Source organism: Neisseria sp. GT4A_CT1 (assembly GCF_000227275.1).
GTDB lineage: Bacteria > Pseudomonadota > Gammaproteobacteria > Burkholderiales > Neisseriaceae > Neisseria.
Genome location: NZ_JH164967.1, coordinates 217,391 through 233,356, shown reverse-complemented (window position 1 = coordinate 233,356; position 15,966 = coordinate 217,391). Strand labels below are relative to the sequence as shown.

Below are 15,966 nucleotides of genomic sequence, written 5' to 3'. Positions count from 1 at the left end.
GATGACCGAATTTTGCGGCGTGTTGGGGCAGGTACACGGCAACGGGCGGCGTTATGACGGGCCGTTCGGCAAGAGCGACCGCGCGTTCTTTATCGGCGTACTGGCGGTGTGGTATGCGGTGGCGGGCAGCTTCCATGCGGTTTTCTACGTCTTCATGTGGCTGGCTTGCGCGGCACTGGTTTACACCTGCTATAAGCGCGTCGTCAATGGTTTGAAGGTCGTCTGAAACCTATTTCCCCATCTTTTACTCACTTTATAAAACGAAAATATCATGCAAAAAACTTCGCACGTTATCCCTTTGCTGCTCACGGTTTTCATTGCCGCACTCATCGTTTGGTCGGGCATCAACCCGTCCGACCGCGCCGTTTGGTACGCCGAAATCATCCCTGTTTCCATCGTATTTATTGCGCTCGTTGCCACTTACCGCCTGTTCCGCTTTAGCAATCTGGCTTATGTATTCATGAGCTTCTGGCTGATTATGCACACCATCGGCGCGCACTATACCTTCGCCGATGTCCCCTTCGATTGGGCAAACCGCCTGCTTGCGCCGTTTTTAGGCGAAGGGCGCAACCACTTTGACCGCGTCGGACACTACATCATCGGTTTCTACGCCTACCCGATGGCGGAATGGCTGTTGCGCCGCAAACTCTGCCGACCCACGCTTGCCCTGTTTTTTTCCTTATTCTTCATCATGAGCGTGGCGGCGGCTTACGAAATCATCGAATGGCAGTATGCGGTGATTGACGGCGGCGAAGCGGGGCTGGAAGTGCTCGGTTCGCAAGGCGATATTTGGGACGCGCAAAAAGACATGCTCGCCGACACGCTGGGCGCGCTGACTTCGCTGGTGGTGTTTATGTTTACATGGCCGGACAAACGGTTGAACGCAAGCCGATAGACCTTGGGCAATAGCAAAAAGGTCGTCTGAAATCATGATTTGGTTTCAGACGACCTTTAATCAGCTTTAAAACTACTGTTTACCAAGTTGGCTGTAATCCACCAACATATATTTGGCAGTAATTTTCTGCGAGGCATTGCCTTCGTCGCCCATCAGAATCATCTGCGGCTTGCCGTTGACCGTAATCGAATCGACGGCTTCGACATTGGTGATGTGTTGCAGGTTGGGCAGGGAGATTTTTTGCGGTTCGTCGGTCGGGTTGCCGCTCCAAGTCCACAGTTGCGAGAATTTCTGCCCGTTTTCATCCTTCACTTCGTTGGCGATGACGTAGTTTTTCAACACCGGGTCGTAGTTGATAGAACGGATACCGCCGCCGTCGATGTCAAGGATGGCAACTTCGTCAAACTCAGGTTTGGCGTTGCGCTCGAACACGTCTTTCGGATTGCTGATGAATGCTACCAGTGCCATATTGTTGAACTCAGGATCGCGGAAGCCCAAGACGAGGCGTTTCTTCACAGGGTCAAACGCCATACCTTCGATATTGATTTCTTCAAAGGAAACTTCGGCTTTGGTGCGTTCGCGGATGAGGTCGTGTAATTTGTGGTCGGTTTCCAAAACCTGCGTCAGATTATCGTAGCTGGTCAGCCCCAACACATTGCCGTCTTGGATTTTAAAGCGCATCAGGTGTTCGCGATCGGGCGAGCGGTTACCTTTGCGGGTGCGCGAGTGGGAAGTGAGCGCGTAGATAAAGCCTTCATCGTCGCGTGCCAATGCTTCCAAGTCGCTCAGGCGGCGTTTGAAGCCGGTAATCACGCGTGTATCCAAGGCTTCGTCTTCGATAAATCTGCCGGATGGGTCGATGCTGACAATACTGAACGCGTGGTTCGGTTCGTCTTCGGCAATCAGCAGTTTACCGTCTGGAAGCTGTTGTACGGCGGAAGGCTCGTACACACCGTTGAACATATTAATACCCAAAGAGCGCAGCTCTGCCGCATTGTTGGCAGGTTGGGTCAGCAGTGAAGGCAGCGTCTTCACGCCGATAAATGCCGCCAGCGAAGCCAAAAGCCCCCAACGGAATACGGCATAAGACAAGTTGATGTATTTGAACTGTTTGTCCGCCAGCAGGCCCAGCCAGTAAAGATGATCGCTCATCTTTTGATAGACTTGTTTGCGGTCACCCATAATCTCTTGCATCATTTCCCAATATTGCTCTTTTTGCACCTTCACACGGTCTTCGTAAATCAGGATATTGGGCTGGCTGCCGCTGAAAAAGCGCGTTTGGGTGCTGCTGAGGCGGGTTTTCAAATCACGCAGTTTGGCGCGCCCGCGGAAGAAATCCTTAACCCAAGTACGCGCCGCCTGCATTTTGCCGATACGTTCGGGCGAAGCGGACAGCAGCGCGAACACGATGGACGCGGCGGCAGTAATCATAAACGTACTCGCCGGAATCAGAAATTCAGGCGACGATGAGAAAATAAATGCGCCCGAAATCATCAGCGCAGACACGATAAAACCGTTGAGTGAAATCATAATGTTCGCCTTGGTCGCCGCCAGCGCGAGCAGCTCCATCTCCGAACGCACGGCGTTGCGGAACATGGTTTCCACGCCTTTGTTTGTACCCAAAAGATCGGAAGGCGGCACATCGGCGGCTTGTTTTTTCTTCTTCGCCTTGTCCTTTTTGTCTTTCTTTTTCTTTTTGGGCTTTTCAGACGACGTCTCAATGCCTTCAAAGATGATGTTATCCGTCACGGCCTCTTCGGCATTGCTGTTTTGTTGATGGTCTGCCGTTTCAGACTCCGAAGCTTCTTCAACTTTTAAAGTTTCTTCAGCTTTCACGGCTTCTTCAATGTTTACAGCTTCTTCAGTTTTTAAGGTTTCTTTAGCTTTATCAAACGCTTCTTCTGAATCTTCCCAAACTTCGGAAACAGGCTGCGGCGCATCGGGGTCGGGGCGTTCGAAAGGTTTCTCCCAGTTAGAAACCATATTTTGCGGCTCTTGCCCTTTTTTATTTTTATCGTGGAAATCCATGTTTATCCTCCGTTTGAGTAAATCAATTTAAATGGAAAGGGAAAAGCGTTTTTTAGTTCCTCTGATTCGGGGAATTTACACAACGTCATACATTATCGATAAAAACATTACACTTCTTGGGATAATCATGTTTGTAATGATGAAGTCGGCAATCCAAGTTTCCCTTCAACAAAAACTGCCGCCAAACGGGCAGTTTGCGGCAGTTGTAACGCATCGTTTATCAGTAGTCGATACGCTCTTTGATGATTCTCAAGTCGGGGTAAGACAATTTGATGTCGTATTCGCGTCCGCCTTTGTAAGCTTCTACGTCCAGTACAGGTCTGCCGCGATAGTCGTCGGCGTCGATGTCGTGAACGCGATAGCCGCGTTGCTCAAGCATTCTGATGGCTTTGGCACGATTTTGTTCAAAATTTCTGTCGCTGTAAATTTGGTGTTCGATGTAATCGTTGGCACCTGCGACAGTAGCGGATAAAGCGACGATGGCGGTCAATAATAATTTTTTCATGTTCGACTTCCTTTCGAAATGTGTCATTGGGGTTTTGATGGGTGTATTTAAACACGGCAAAATTAGCAGTCATTTAGCACTTCGTTAAACGTAGTAAAGGTCGTCTGAAACATTTCAGACGACCTTTTGTTGTTTCTTTCCGTCATCTCATTTGTCCGTTTATCAGATAACGATTGCATAAATTTAATATGTCATGATACCGTTCGAAAATATGACTATCAGGAGTTTTTATGTCCGAACAGCAAAAATATTTTTCCACACAAGACGGCACGTCACTTTTCTACCGCTATCGCCCCGCTGCCGACGGCTCTTCCGATAAAGCCATCGTGCTGTTCCACCGCGGTCATGAACATTCCGGCAGGATGATGTTTGTTGCCGACGAACTCGGTTTCGACGATTTTGCCTATTTCGCATGGGACGCACGCGGTCATGGACACAGTCCCGGCGAACGCGGCGACAGCCCCAGTATCGGTACCTCCGTTGCCGATGTGGACGACTTCATCCGCCACATCCAAAACGAATACGGTATCAAGCCCGAAAACATCTGCGTGATCGCGCAAAGCGTCGGTGCGGTATTGGTTTCCACTTGGCTGCACGACTACGCGCCGAAAATCCGCTGCGCCGTATTGGCATCGCCCGCATTCAAAGTCAAACTCTACGTTCCCTTCGCCCGCACCGGCTTGAAAATCATGCAGAAATGGCGCGGCAATTTCTTTGTCAACAGTTACGTCAAAGCCCATTACCTGACCCACAACCAAGAACGCCAAACCAGCTACGACAACGATTCGCTGATTACCCGCGCCATTTCCGTGCGCATTCTGCTCGGTTTGTACGAAGCTGCCGAACGCGTGGTTGCCGATGCGCAAGCCATTACCACGCCCGTACAGCTTTTGATTTCCGGCAGCGACTGGGTTGTTCACCACAAACCGCAACACGATTTCTACAACCGCTTGGGCAGCCGCATCAAAGAACGCCATATCCTGCCCGGCTTCTATCACGACACTTTGGGCGAACAAAACCGCGAAATCGCCTTCGTCGAAATGCGCCGCTTTATCCGCGAACGTTTCAATCAGCCTTTCTATCAAGTCGATTTGACCCAGGCCCACTTGCACGGCGAAAGCCGCCGCGAAGCCGACGAACTGGCAACGCCTTTGTCTATTTATTCGCCGCGCGGCGCATTTTGGGCGGTTTACCGAGCTGCCCTCGACCTCGGCGCGCGCTGGAGCGAAGGTTTGAAAATCGGCAAGGAAACCGGCTACGACTCCGGCAGCACGCTGGATTATGTGTACCGTAACCAGCCGCAAGGCAGCAATGCCTTTGGTGTGGCGGTGGACAAACACTATCTCAACGCCATCGGCTGGCGCGGCATCCGCCAACGCAAAATCAATATCGGCAAAGCGATTCAGACGGCCTCTGCCAAGCTGCGCGAAGCGGGCAAGCCGGTACACGTTCTTGATATTGCCTCGGGACACGGCCGCTATGTACTCGACGCGCTGACTGCCGACACGCTGCCCGATTCCGTGCGTCTGCGCGATTACAGCCCGATTAACGTCGAAGCCGGAAGCAAGCTGATTGCCGAACGCGGTCTGCAAGACACGGTTACCTTCGACGAAGTTAATGCCTACGACCGCGCCAATTATCAGGATTTGCAGCCACGCCCCACGCTGGGCATCGTTTCCGGCCTGCACGAATTGTTTGCCGACAATGATTTGATTTTAAAATCGCTCTACGGCTTCGGCGATGCGATTGAAGCAGGCGGCTACCTGATTTACACCGGCCAGCCGTGGCATCCGCAGCTCGAAATGATTGCGCGCGCGCTGACCAGCCACAAAGCAGGCAGCCCGAACTGGGTGATGCGCCGCCGCAGCCAGCAGGAAATGGATCAACTTGTAGAAAAAGCCAGTTTTGAAAAAATCCATCAGTGGATAGACGAAGACGGCATCTTTACCGTAAGTCTGGCTGTGAAGAAATAAAAAGAGGAGTCGATGAATTACCGCCGTTTCTCGCGTGGCGAAACATTTTTAGGTTGATATAGTAGTGGATTAAATTTAAATCAGGACAAGGCGACGAAGCCGCAGACAGTACAGATAGCACGGAACCGATTCACTTGGTGCTTCAGCACCTTAGAGAATTGTTCTCTTTGAGCTAAGGCGAGGTAACGCCGTCCTGGTTTAAAGTTAACCCACTATATGTGCGGGGAACGGCAGTTGTGCAGATGTGCAACAGTTTCAAAATTTGCCTGGAAGCAGATAAAACGAAAAGTCGTCTGAAACCTTGTTTCGGTTTTCAGACGACCTCGAAGAAACTTAAATCGTTGCTTTAAATTAACGATCGATGTTGACAGGTTCGCAGTTTTTCACGATGAAGCGGTTTTGTGCATCGCTGACGCCCACGACTTCGGAAGTGGTGTGGGTGTTGCGGTCGATGTAACCGGCAGACATAGAGAAGCCGCGTTTGTTGGTGAAGGTAGTGCCGGTGCTGTCAGAGCGGCGTTTGTCAACGCGCAGGCTGATTTGTTTGCCAGCTGCATTTGCAGAAGCGCCTACTGCATTGCCTTTACGGTCGAATTCATAAACGACATTCAGTTTTTTACCGTTGTCGCATTTGTAAGGAACATAGCCTGCAGGAGCGGCGGCGGCAGTCATGGAAACACCGGCGGTCAGAACGGCTACAACAGCGGCAGATAAGAGTTTCATCTGGTATTACTCCATAAAGTAAAAAAGAGTGATGTGTGGCGTGGACTATCCGGCGCCATCCTTGCTTTGTTTTGAAAGCAGGACATATTTTATCCGTTCCGAAGAAATATACAATATGCCCATATGCAAAGCTATACAAAGAAATTTTCGGGAAAAGTTATTACGCTTGTACAAATTTTAATAAGGTGAAGTTTCATAATGAAAAAATTACTTACATTACTAATTCTTTCCGCATTTTCATCCGCCTGTTATGCCGCTGCGGCTGACTGGACGCCGTTGTTGCAGTCTATGAAGAAAGGCTGCACTGTTGATTTTGATGCCTTGCCTTATGGAAAGTCCGATATCGGTAAACTGCCTGCCCAATACCGCGCCTCCGTTGCCCGCAGCCGGAGTAAGCAGACAGAGTCGGATGGTGAAGCATTAACTATTGAATTGAAAAATTCTGTTGCTTTTGGACAGCCCTTGTCCACCTTAATCATCGAATCCGGTGAAGGATACGGCCATGTCAAAATGAAGTTTGCCCGAAATGCCGATGTGTCTAAGCTTATTCCCTTATTTACCACACCAACCGATAAACGGCACGGTATGTTGGCAGCGGGTAGGGCGCAGAATTTTTGTGTCAAAGGCGCAAACAGAACGTTGAAGCAATACCAGTCTTCACAACATCACTGGCGCGCCGTTTCGTCTGAGGGGCCATGGCAGGAATTCCGCTACCATCCAAAAGAAAACGTTTTATCCTGCCTGAATTCCGACCATTATGGCGATGAAGTGGAATGCACTAGATAAAACATGAAACCTACGCTGAAAACTTCTCTACTCAAACTCGCTTTGGTCGGCATGCTTTTTTATGCCAGCTACGGCCTGTCCAACCATTACGCGGCATCGCTGGCCTATGTGCCGGAAGTCGCTTTTGCGTGGGAGCGCAACATTCCGTTTTGGGAATGGACGATTTTGCCTTATTGGTCGCTGAATCTGATGTATGCAGCGGCGTTTTTCCTTTGCCGAAATGCGCGTGAACAAAACCGCTATGTCGCACGGCTGGTATCGGCGCAAATTGTCGCCACTACTTGCTTTATGCTGTTCCCGCTGCATTTCGGCTGGCCGAAGCCGCCTACCGACGGGCTGTGGGGCGTGATGTTTGATTCATTGGTCGCATTTGATTTGCCGTACAACCAATCTCCGTCACTGCATATCGCGCTGTCTATCATTGTCGGTGCGTTTTATTGGACGCGGTTTCCCAAAATCCGTTTGCCGATTTTGCTGTGGCAAAGCCTGATTGCCTTGTCGGTACTGACAACTTACCAACACCATTTTATCGACGTGCCGACTGGTGCGCTGTTGGGCTGGCTGGTGTTGTGGGCCATACCGCAACGCGGCGTATCGCCTTTCAGGAGACGAAGTCTGTCCGTAGTACAGCCCGACAACCAAACAGGTCGTCTGAAAACGAACGAAGAGAGTTTCGCTAGAACGAGAGAAGCAAGTTTCCGCGAAGCCAAAACTTCCCCCGCAACACGTTCCCGCGAAATCAAAATCGCCATGCTGTATCTGGCGGGCGCGGTATTATCGGCACTGCCGTCCTTTTTCGGCGGCGCGTGGTTGTGGATGTTGTGGGTCAGCGTGTCGCTATCGGTAGTCGCTTTCGCCTATCTGACCGGCAACGCGGCGGTGTTCCAAAAACAGGCAGACGGCAGGCTGTCGGCGGCGGCAACGATTTTGCTGCTGCCTTATCTGGCAGGCGTGCGGTTGAATATGGCGTACTGGCTTCGTGGAAAGGCGAAGACGGCGCGGGTTCGTGATGATGTGTTGATTGGCAGTATCTCAGGGGTTGCGGAGATTCAGCATTGTGGCGGAGTTTTTGGGAAAAAAACGGCATCTGCTGCGTTAAAAATGCTCGCAAGGTGTTCAACCTTGCTGCGCTTTTTGCCTTGCATCTACCATTTTTTGCCACAAAAATCCGCTTCACAAGCAAAATCTCCGCAACCCCTGGCAATTTCAGACGACCTCCCAGCCGTATTGGACGTATGCGCCGAATATCCTCACCCTCGTTATCGCGGCGTATACCGCGTTCTGCCGCTGTTGGACATGGTTGCGCCGTCTGAAAACGATTTGGTGCAGGCGGCTTTGTTGCTGGAAGCATTGCGTCGGCAACACGGCAAGGTTCTGACCTGTTGCGCGCTGGGCTACGGACGCAGCGCGGCGGTGGTGCTGACTTGGCTGCTGGTTTACGGCGGCTGTCGGAATTTGGCGCAGGCAACGGCGGAACTGAAACAGGCTCGCCCGCAGACGGTGCTGCCGCCGGAAACGGCAAAGGTAGTAGAAGCCGCGGCAGGTCGACTGAAAACGAGCGAAGCGAGTTTCTGCGAAGCTAAAATGAACGCAGAGAGTTTCGCCAAAACAAACGAAGCGAGTTTCCGCGACGCTAATCGAGATAGCTAAGATAAGTAGATGAAAAGCCCAAGCTGAGCAAATCATTCTCTTTGAGCTTGTGCAAGGCAATGCAGTCCTAGTTTAAAGTAAATTCACGATACGACGACTCATATGTACCGCACCCAAAGTAAGGAGGGAAACTTATGACTAAAAGCTACCGACCCGTTACGTTTTACACTTTATCCCTGCTGATTCCGTGGACATTATGGTTTGCTGCCGCCTACATCAGCCACCGTCCTGATGCTGTTGAGTACCAGTGGGCTCAGGCCACGTTAGGGCTGGCCGGGCTGTTCGCACCCATGCTCGTGGCGGCATTCATGTTGTACAAACAGCCCAAATTATGGACGGACGCGAAACACCGCCTGTTCCGCCTGACAGGTTTTCCCAAGCGATACCTGCTCGCTGCCGCACTGCTCGGTCCGGTTACCTTGGTGCTGGCGCAACTCATTTCCATCGCTTTCGGACACAGTTGGGCGCAGTTTCACATTTCGGGACATCCGTCATTTACGTCCGCCTTGCTGTCGCCATGGTTCATGCTCCTCATTTCGCCTGTTGCCGAAGAATTGGCGTGGCACAGCTATGGCACCGACGCGCTCACGGCACGCAGAAGCCTGTTTGTCGCATCCTTGCTATTTGCCGTGTATTGGGCGTTTTGGCACATGCCACTTGCCTTCGTCAAAGGCTATTACCACAGCCAAATCGTTTCCGAAGGCGCACTCTACACGGTTAATTTCGTGGTCAGCATGTTCGTTTTCGTCCTATTGATGAACTGGTTGTACGCCAAAAGCGGGCGCAGCATCGCGGTGGCGACGATATTCCACCTGTGCGCCAATCTGGGTAACGAGATTTTCGCCACCCACCTCGACAGCAAGGTTATTCAGACGGCCATTTTGTCGGCAGTAGCCATTTATATTTTGATTGCAGAAAAGAATTTGTTTTTAGATAAGCCTGTTCCATCCCGATAACAAATTCAGACGACCCTTGGACAGGATATGCCCCGAATGACGGTTTCCATACCTAAAAGGAATGTGAATGGACAATTCCACTGACAGCCTGATTACCGCCCGCCTACTTGCCACCGCCCGCTATACCGCCGTGTTCAATGCCTTGCTATTCGTTTTGTCCGCGCAACACGGCGGCGCGTGGTCGGCGGTGCAGCTTGTCTTGGCGGCGGCGCTGTTGTACTACCACATCCGCATCGAATTCGACCGTCGAGTGTTCCAAGATTTTGCCGACGGTCGCTATACGCCCGAAGCCTTCGACCAAACCCTGCGGCAAACCGGCTTGCGCCGCGTTTCAGACGACCCCTCCATGCCACAACGTGTGACAGGCGCGATTGCCTTGTGGCGTAAAAGCCTTTACCTGACCGCTGCACAATCGGCAGTTTTCCTTATCCAAATCCTCTGATGTCATGAAAAATTTTCTTAAAAAACAACTTGCATGGCTGACCGACCAAGCATTGTGCCTGTCGGTATCCTTCCTCACCGGCGTCCGCCCCAAAAGCCCGCGCGAGCTGGCGTTCAATCCGCAGCAGAAAGTGTATTACGCCAATCACGGCAGCCACGGCGATTTTTTGCTGGTGTGGATTTCTCTGCCGCGACGCTGGCGGCTTTCGACGCGTCCCGTTGCCGGCTCGGATTACTGGCTGACCAACAAACTCAAACGCTTCATCATCCAAAACGTCTTCAACGCGCTCTTGATTCCGCGCCACAGCGACAATCCGCAGTCGATTACCGAACAGATGAACCACGCGCTCCAAGCGGGCGATTCGCTGATTATCTTCCCCGAAGGTACACGCAATACGGACGAAAATGAAATCCTGCTTCCTTTCAAATCAGGCATTTACCATCTGGCGAAAAGCAAGCCCGACACTGAGTTTGTGCCGATATGGATAGACAACATCAACCGCGTCCTGCCTAAAGGCAAAGTGTTGCCCGTGCCGTTGTTGTGCGAAGTCCACATCGGCGAACCGCTGACCCTGCGCGAAGGTGAAGACAAAGACACTTTCCTGATGCGCACCCGCGAAGCCTTGCTGGCATTGAGGTCGTCTGAAAACGAGTGTAACGAGTTTCGCCAAAACGAGTGCAACGAGTCTCAACAAAACAAAGGAGCTGCATCGTGAGCTTTGTTAACACGTCCAGCCAAATCATTACCGAACAAGCCGCCGCACATCTGACCCCGCAGGCAGGCTATATCTTTACCGGCGTCTTTGCCATATTGATTTTCGCCAGCGTCGTCGGGCAATGGCTGAAACGCAAAAACGGCGCAGACAATGCCACCATCTCCAATCTCAATGCCCGCATCTACGCTTGGTGGCTGATGACGCTGGTGCTGCTGGTCGCATTTTGGTTCGGCAAAACGGGGACGGTGGCGTTGTTTTTCCTGATTTCGTTTGCCGCCTTGCGCGAATTTATGACCCTCGTTTATCGCCGCCGCAGCGATTATTACAGCATGGTAGTGTGTTTCTACCTGCTGCTGCCGGTGCAATATTATTTCGTCTATGACGGCTGGTATGGCATGTTCAGCATTTTCATCCCCGTGTACGGGTTTTTGGTATTGCCGATTATCGCCAGCCTGAGCGGTCAAACCGCCCATTTCCTCGAACGCGCCGCCAAAACGCAATGGATGTCGATGATCTGCATCTTCTGCCTTTCACACGTTCCCGCCTTGATGTTCCTGAATTTGGACGATTTCGACAGCAGCGGCAATATCCTGCTGCTGATGTTTCTGATTTTCGTGGTGCAGGCTTCGGACGTGCTGCAATACGTTTGGGGCAAACTGGTCGGCGGTGCCAAAATCATGCCGTCACTTTCTCCGTCTAAAACCATATCCGGCACGGTCGGCGGCATTTTGTCTGCCACCGCGCTCGCCGCGCTGCTGTCGCCGATAACGCCGTTTAGCCACGGACAAGCCGCCGCTATCGGTTTTGTCATCTGCCTGATGGGTTTCTTCGGCGGGCTGGTGATGTCCGCCATCAAACGCGACTACGGCGTCAAAGACTGGGGCAACATGATACGCGGCCACGGCGGTATGCTCGACCGCGTAGATTCCATCTGCTTCGCTGCGCCCGTGTTCTTCCACATTGTCCGGTATTATTGGAACGGTTGAATCTGCTGTTGATCGTTCTGCTTGAGGCCATGCAAAAAGGTCGTCTGAAAACTGTTTTCAGACGACCTTTTGTCTTTGCCGCACACTATTTCACAATATCCGACAGCGGCCAGCGCGGTTTGACGTTGAACGCACCCGCGGGTTGCCGCTCCTGCAGCCTCATTGCGCCGGCGAAGGCAATCATCGCGCCGTTGTCGGTGCAGTATTCCATGGGCGGGAAGCAGACTTTGATTTTTTCTTCCTTAGATTTGGGTTTGCCTTTTTCAGACGGCTTTTTGACGCTCAGGCGGGAAAATTCGTCGCGCAGCTTCCAGTTTGCACCGACGCCGCCCGCGACGACCAAAGTTCTGAAACCGGTATCCAACAAGGCTTTTTTAGCTTTGGCGGCGAGAACGTCAATCACCGCGTCTTGAAACGCGCGGCAGATGTCGTTGCGCGTTTGCTCGGGGATTTCGCCGTCGTTTTCGGCGCGGACTTTTTCGACGGCGGTCAGCACGGCGGTTTTCAAACCGGAGAAGCTCATCTGCAAATCGTGCGAATGGAGCATGGGGCGCGGGAACGAGAAGGCATCGGGGTTGCCCAGCTTCGCCAGTTCGGACAACTTCGCGCCGCCGGGATACGGCAAACCTAAGAGTTTGGCGGTTTTGTCGAACGCCTCGCCTGCCGCGTCATCGACGCTTTCGCCCATCAGCGTGTAATCGCCGATGCCGCGCACCGCCATAAACTGTGTATGTCCGCCCGAAACCAGCAGGGCGACGAACGGAAATTCGGGTTTGTCGTCCGCCAAAAGCGGGGAGAGCAAATGGCCTTCGAGATGGTGGACGGGAATGACGGGTTTGTTCAAGGCAAACGCCAAGGCATTGGCGTAGCCCGCACCCGCCAGAAGCGCGCCGCCCAAACCCGGCCCTTGGGTGTAGGCAACGGCATCGATGTCGTCGTATGAAACGCCCGCTTCCTGCAAACAGCCCTGCGTCAGCGGCACGACGCGGCGGATGTGGTCGCGGCTGGCAAGTTCGGGGACAACGCCGCCGTATTCGGCGTGCATCGCCATTTGGGTGTGAAGATGGTGCGCCAACAGGCCGCGTTCGGTGTCGTAAAGCGCAACGCCCGTTTCATCGCAGGATGATTCGATTCCGAGTACCAACATGGTTTGAGGTCGTCTGAAAATAAGGATGCGGTATTTTAACGGATTTCGGGCAGTGTTCGCAGTCCATTGCTTGTTCTCCATAACGAAAAGGTCGTCTGAAACCCAAAAATCAGGTTTCAGACGACCTTTTGTCAACGTTTCTATCAGAAGCGGTAATTCACGCCCAAGGCGAACTCGCGACCGCGCTCGTAGAAGGGAGTACGACCGTTGCCGTCGGGGAAGCGTTGGCTGTGCGAACGGTATTGCTTGTTGCCGATGTTGTTGACGGCGAAGTTGACGTTCAGGTTGTCTTTTTTCAGCGGCTGCCAGTTGGCGTAAATGTCGTGTACGCCGTAGCCTGATTTCTTGCCGTGTATCGTGCCTTGTCCGCGGGCGACGTCGGTGTATTTCACGCTTTGGGCGTAGCGGCCGCGCCAGCCGATTTCGAGTTTGGGGTTTTCAAACTGATAAGACAGGCCGGTCAGCCATTGGCGGCCGGTGTTCCAGAAGGTGAACGAGCTTTCGTGGTCTTCCGCTTGAATCGGGCTTTCGCCGTAGTACATTTCGCCGTTCAGACGAGGTTTGACGTAGGACACGCCGGCGCGCGCGGTCAGGCCGCCCCAGCGGTAGGATGCGTCAAGTTCGTAGCCGTAGGTTTTGAGCGTGCCGCCGTTGTAAATCTTGCCGCGTTCGGTGATGGAGGCGGTGTTGTTGTTGATTTTTGCCCAACGATAGACGATGAGGTCTTTGATGCGTTGGTGGAACACGCTGCCGCTGACGTTGAAGTTGTCGTTGCGCCATTTGAAGCCCAGTTCGGCGCGACGGGCGGTTTCGGCTTTGAGGTTGCTGTCCAAATCGGCGGCGGCGCCTGCGCGTTCGTTAGCCAACAGGGCTTCGTTCAGGCGGGGCGCACGGCTTGCCTGATTGAGGTTTGCCAAGAGCGAGAAGTTGTCGTTGATGTCCCAAATCGCGCCGATGCTGGGGTTGAGCTGACCGTGCGACGCGCTTTGTTTGCTGGCGGCGTTGTATTTGAAATGGTCGTAACGCAGGCCGGTGGTCAGGGTAACGGGGTGCAGGTTCCAAATGCCTTCCGCGTACACGCCGTATTCGGATTTCTTCTCTTTGTCGCGGTCATACAGGCCGAGAATCTTCAGCCATGCGCCTTTGTCGGACGGCTCGGAGGTTTCGTGGCGGTAGTTGACGCCGTATTTCACCATGTGTCCGTCGCCGAAAGAGCTGGCGAGGTTCAGGTTGGCGCCGGTCGCTTTGATTTTGCTCAACTCAAGCTGACCGATGGGAACGCCGCCTTGCGCCGTGCCGGAAGCTTGGGCTTTCGGGGAAGGCGCGCCTTTAGGCGGCTTGGTGTCGTCGGTGTTGATTTGGAAGACATTGGCGTCGATTTTGTCGAGGAAGCCGACGTTGCGGCCGCGGTATTCCAGATTGTAGGATTGCTCTTTTTGATAAGTGCCGTCCACGCCGACGTAGCTGTCAACGTTTTGGAACTCGGCTTTGTCGGTGCGGTTGCCTTTTTGATATTCCTGACGGTAGGTCAGGCGGATGCCGTGGTCGTCGTTGAAGTCGTAACCGAGTTTGGCGAGGTAGCTGTGCTGTTTCAGACGACTGCCGCGGTTGACATTGCCGTTGCCGTCTTTGTAGTCGCGGTTGTTGAGGAAGTTGCCCGCAAACAGGGCATCGAAGCCGTTTTGATAGCCGTAAACCGCTGCGTTGCCGGTTGAACCTTTATTGCTGCTCAAGCCCGCGCCGAGTTTGAAACCGAAAGGTTTGCCGTCCGTCAGCAGGTCTTTCGCGTCAACCGTCGTTACGCGGATGGTGCCGCCGACCGCGCCCAAACCCGCGCTCGCCGCGCCCGTGCCTTTTTCGACGTTGATGCTTTTCACTAAAGCGGGGTCAAGCTGGAAGCGGCTTTGGTGGTGGAAGATTTTGGTGGATTGGCTGGTGCCGTCCACTTCCAGATTAATCTTGTCTTCGCCGACGCCGCGGATGCTGTAAAACTGCGCCACGCCGTTGCCGCCGCCGACGTCCATGCCGATTTGGTCTTTCATGACTTGTTTCAAATCGGTCGAAGTTTCGCGGTCAAGCTGGTTGCGGGTAACGCGGGTCGGTACGGCAGTACCGGTAACGACGACTTCTTTCAGTTCGGCAGTCGCTTCGGGGCGAACGTTGTCTGCATGGGCAAAACCTGAAGACAGTGCCAGCACCATGATGCTGAAACGGAAGGCGGGGGAATGGGGGGATTTCATGTTCTTCCTCTAGTTGGGTGATTAAGGGGTGTTGCGTTAAAGCAAGAGTGTATATTCTAATATTTTTTGATAATGATTTGCAAACAATATACATTACTCCGAGAATATTAATCATATTTTCAGAGACCTACATTTGTTGATGCTCTTTAACCGAATGTGGCGGAAGCCGGATTTTCGGAAGGGCTGGCGATATTTTTACTGCGACATCGCGTTGTTTGATGGCTGCGGCAAGGCCGGCGGGGATGGGAAACTTGTGTTTTAGGAAGAGGGGGGGGGATGCGGATATTTGGATGGAGGGATGGAACATAGAAAAAGGTCGTCTGAAACCCTGATTTGTGGTTTCAGACGACCTTTTGTGTGCTTAGTCTGCTTTGAGCAGCCTTTTATCCAATTGCGCCTGTATCAGCAGGCCGTGGGCGAAGTTGCGGCTGTCGGCGAGGATGAGTTTGCCGCCGTAGCGTTTGGCGATGGCGTCGGCGATGGAGAGTCCGAGTCCTGTGCCTTGCTGTTCCGTGCCGAGTATGCGGTAGAAGGCGTCGGTTACGCGGCTGCGTTCGGCGGCGGGAATGCCGGGGCCGTCGTCTTCCACCCAGATGGTGAGGGTGGTCGGGGTCTCGCTGAAACCTATGTCGATGCGGCCGCCTGCGGGGGTGTAGCGGATGGCGTTGTCGGTGAAGGTTTTGATGAGGGTGTAGATTTCGGTGTCGTCGGCTCGGATGCGCAGGTCGTTTTCGACGGCGACACCGATGTCTTGCTGTTTGTTAAGGGCGAGGGGCATGAGTTCTTGTAGCACACGGCGGAACTGGGCTTGCAGGCTGATGTCGGTCAGGTTGCGTTGGGTCTCGGAGCCTTGGGCGCGGGCGTGGGTCAGGAGCTGCTCGAGCAGGTGGCGGTTGCGCTGTATGCTTTGGAGGATGAGT

Annotated in this window: 14 protein-coding genes and 1 pseudogene; 9 read left to right on the top strand and 6 right to left on the bottom strand. The window is 53.1% G+C overall.

The features are described from left to right. Both HMPREF1028_RS07860 and HMPREF1028_RS07855 read left to right on the top strand, forming a co-directional pair. Positions 1-226, top strand: a pseudogene (locus tag HMPREF1028_RS07860) (CDP-alcohol phosphatidyltransferase family protein); the annotation flags it as partial. Positions 227-271: 45 nt separating this feature from the next. Continuing rightward, positions 272-895: a DUF2238 domain-containing protein gene (locus HMPREF1028_RS07855; protein ID WP_009312281.1), complete on the top strand. Its 624-nt coding sequence runs from the start codon at positions 272-274 to the stop codon at positions 893-895. Between the two features lie 72 nt (positions 896-967). Here HMPREF1028_RS07855 and HMPREF1028_RS07850 read toward each other — a convergent pair whose 3' ends face one another. Continuing rightward, complete coding sequence (locus HMPREF1028_RS07850; RefSeq protein ID WP_009312280.1) at positions 968-2,923, bottom strand: Pycsar system effector family protein; 1,956 nt, start codon at positions 2,921-2,923, stop codon at positions 968-970. A 220-nt stretch (positions 2,924-3,143) separates the two neighbouring features. Next, entirely contained in the window at positions 3,144-3,428 is a 285-nt protein-coding gene (locus tag HMPREF1028_RS07845) for a PepSY domain-containing protein (RefSeq protein ID WP_003740886.1), read from the bottom strand. A gap of 230 nt (positions 3,429-3,658) precedes the next feature. On the opposite strand from HMPREF1028_RS07845, the gene HMPREF1028_RS07840 reads away from it, so the two are divergent. Further along, positions 3,659-5,401: a bifunctional alpha/beta hydrolase/class I SAM-dependent methyltransferase gene (locus HMPREF1028_RS07840; protein WP_009312279.1), complete on the top strand. Its 1,743-nt coding sequence runs from the start codon at positions 3,659-3,661 to the stop codon at positions 5,399-5,401. Positions 5,402-5,752: 351 nt separating this feature from the next. Here the strand turns inward: HMPREF1028_RS07840 and HMPREF1028_RS07835 are convergent, their stop codons facing one another. Beyond that, positions 5,753-6,124, bottom strand: coding sequence for a hypothetical protein (locus tag HMPREF1028_RS07835; protein ID WP_003755076.1), 372 nt, complete (start codon positions 6,122-6,124; stop codon positions 5,753-5,755). Positions 6,125-6,322: 198 nt separating this feature from the next. Here HMPREF1028_RS07835 and HMPREF1028_RS07830 point away from each other — a divergent pair, with 198 nt between their 5' ends. The 6 genes from HMPREF1028_RS07830 to HMPREF1028_RS07805 all read left to right on the top strand — a co-directional run bounded on the left by HMPREF1028_RS07830 (position 6,323) and on the right by HMPREF1028_RS07805 (position 11,659). Then, positions 6,323-6,910, top strand: coding sequence for a hypothetical protein (locus HMPREF1028_RS07830; RefSeq protein WP_009312278.1), 588 nt, complete (start codon positions 6,323-6,325; stop codon positions 6,908-6,910). A 3-nt stretch (positions 6,911-6,913) separates the two neighbouring features. Continuing rightward, positions 6,914-8,560 (top strand): phosphatase PAP2/dual specificity phosphatase family protein, encoded by a 1,647-nt coding sequence (locus HMPREF1028_RS07825; protein ID WP_009312277.1) that lies wholly within the window; start codon positions 6,914-6,916, stop codon positions 8,558-8,560. 134 nt (positions 8,561-8,694) lie between these two features. Then, the gene (locus HMPREF1028_RS07820) at positions 8,695-9,516 is read left to right on the top strand and encodes a CPBP family intramembrane glutamic endopeptidase (protein WP_009312276.1); all 822 of its coding nucleotides are present in this window, start codon (positions 8,695-8,697) and stop codon (positions 9,514-9,516) included. A 67-nt stretch (positions 9,517-9,583) separates the two neighbouring features. After that, the gene (locus HMPREF1028_RS07815; RefSeq protein WP_009312275.1) at positions 9,584-9,958 is read left to right on the top strand and encodes a hypothetical protein; all 375 of its coding nucleotides are present in this window, start codon (positions 9,584-9,586) and stop codon (positions 9,956-9,958) included. A gap of 4 nt (positions 9,959-9,962) precedes the next feature. After that, positions 9,963-10,673 (top strand): lysophospholipid acyltransferase family protein, encoded by a 711-nt coding sequence (locus HMPREF1028_RS07810; protein WP_009312274.1) that lies wholly within the window; start codon positions 9,963-9,965, stop codon positions 10,671-10,673. Next, positions 10,670-11,659 carry a phosphatidate cytidylyltransferase gene (locus tag HMPREF1028_RS07805; protein WP_009312273.1) on the top strand — a complete coding sequence of 330 codons (990 nt, stop codon included), beginning with the start codon at positions 10,670-10,672 and terminating at the stop codon, positions 11,657-11,659. The genes HMPREF1028_RS07810 and HMPREF1028_RS07805 overlap by 4 nt, the downstream gene beginning before the upstream one ends. An 85-nt stretch (positions 11,660-11,744) precedes the next feature. On the opposite strand, the gene tsaD is transcribed toward HMPREF1028_RS07805, so the two are convergent. The 3 genes from tsaD to HMPREF1028_RS07785 all read right to left on the bottom strand — a co-directional run. After that, positions 11,745-12,806, bottom strand: a complete 1,062-nt coding sequence (tsaD, locus tag HMPREF1028_RS07800; protein WP_009312272.1) for a tRNA (adenosine(37)-N6)-threonylcarbamoyltransferase complex transferase subunit TsaD — start codon at positions 12,804-12,806, stop codon at positions 11,745-11,747. A 143-nt stretch (positions 12,807-12,949) separates the two neighbouring features. Beyond that, complete coding sequence (locus tag HMPREF1028_RS07795) at positions 12,950-15,046, bottom strand: TonB-dependent receptor (RefSeq protein WP_009312271.1); 2,097 nt, start codon at positions 15,044-15,046, stop codon at positions 12,950-12,952. A gap of 361 nt (positions 15,047-15,407) precedes the next feature. Continuing rightward, positions 15,408-15,966: HAMP domain-containing sensor histidine kinase (locus HMPREF1028_RS07785; RefSeq protein ID WP_009312270.1), on the bottom strand; the 559-nt coding region annotated here is incomplete at its 5' end.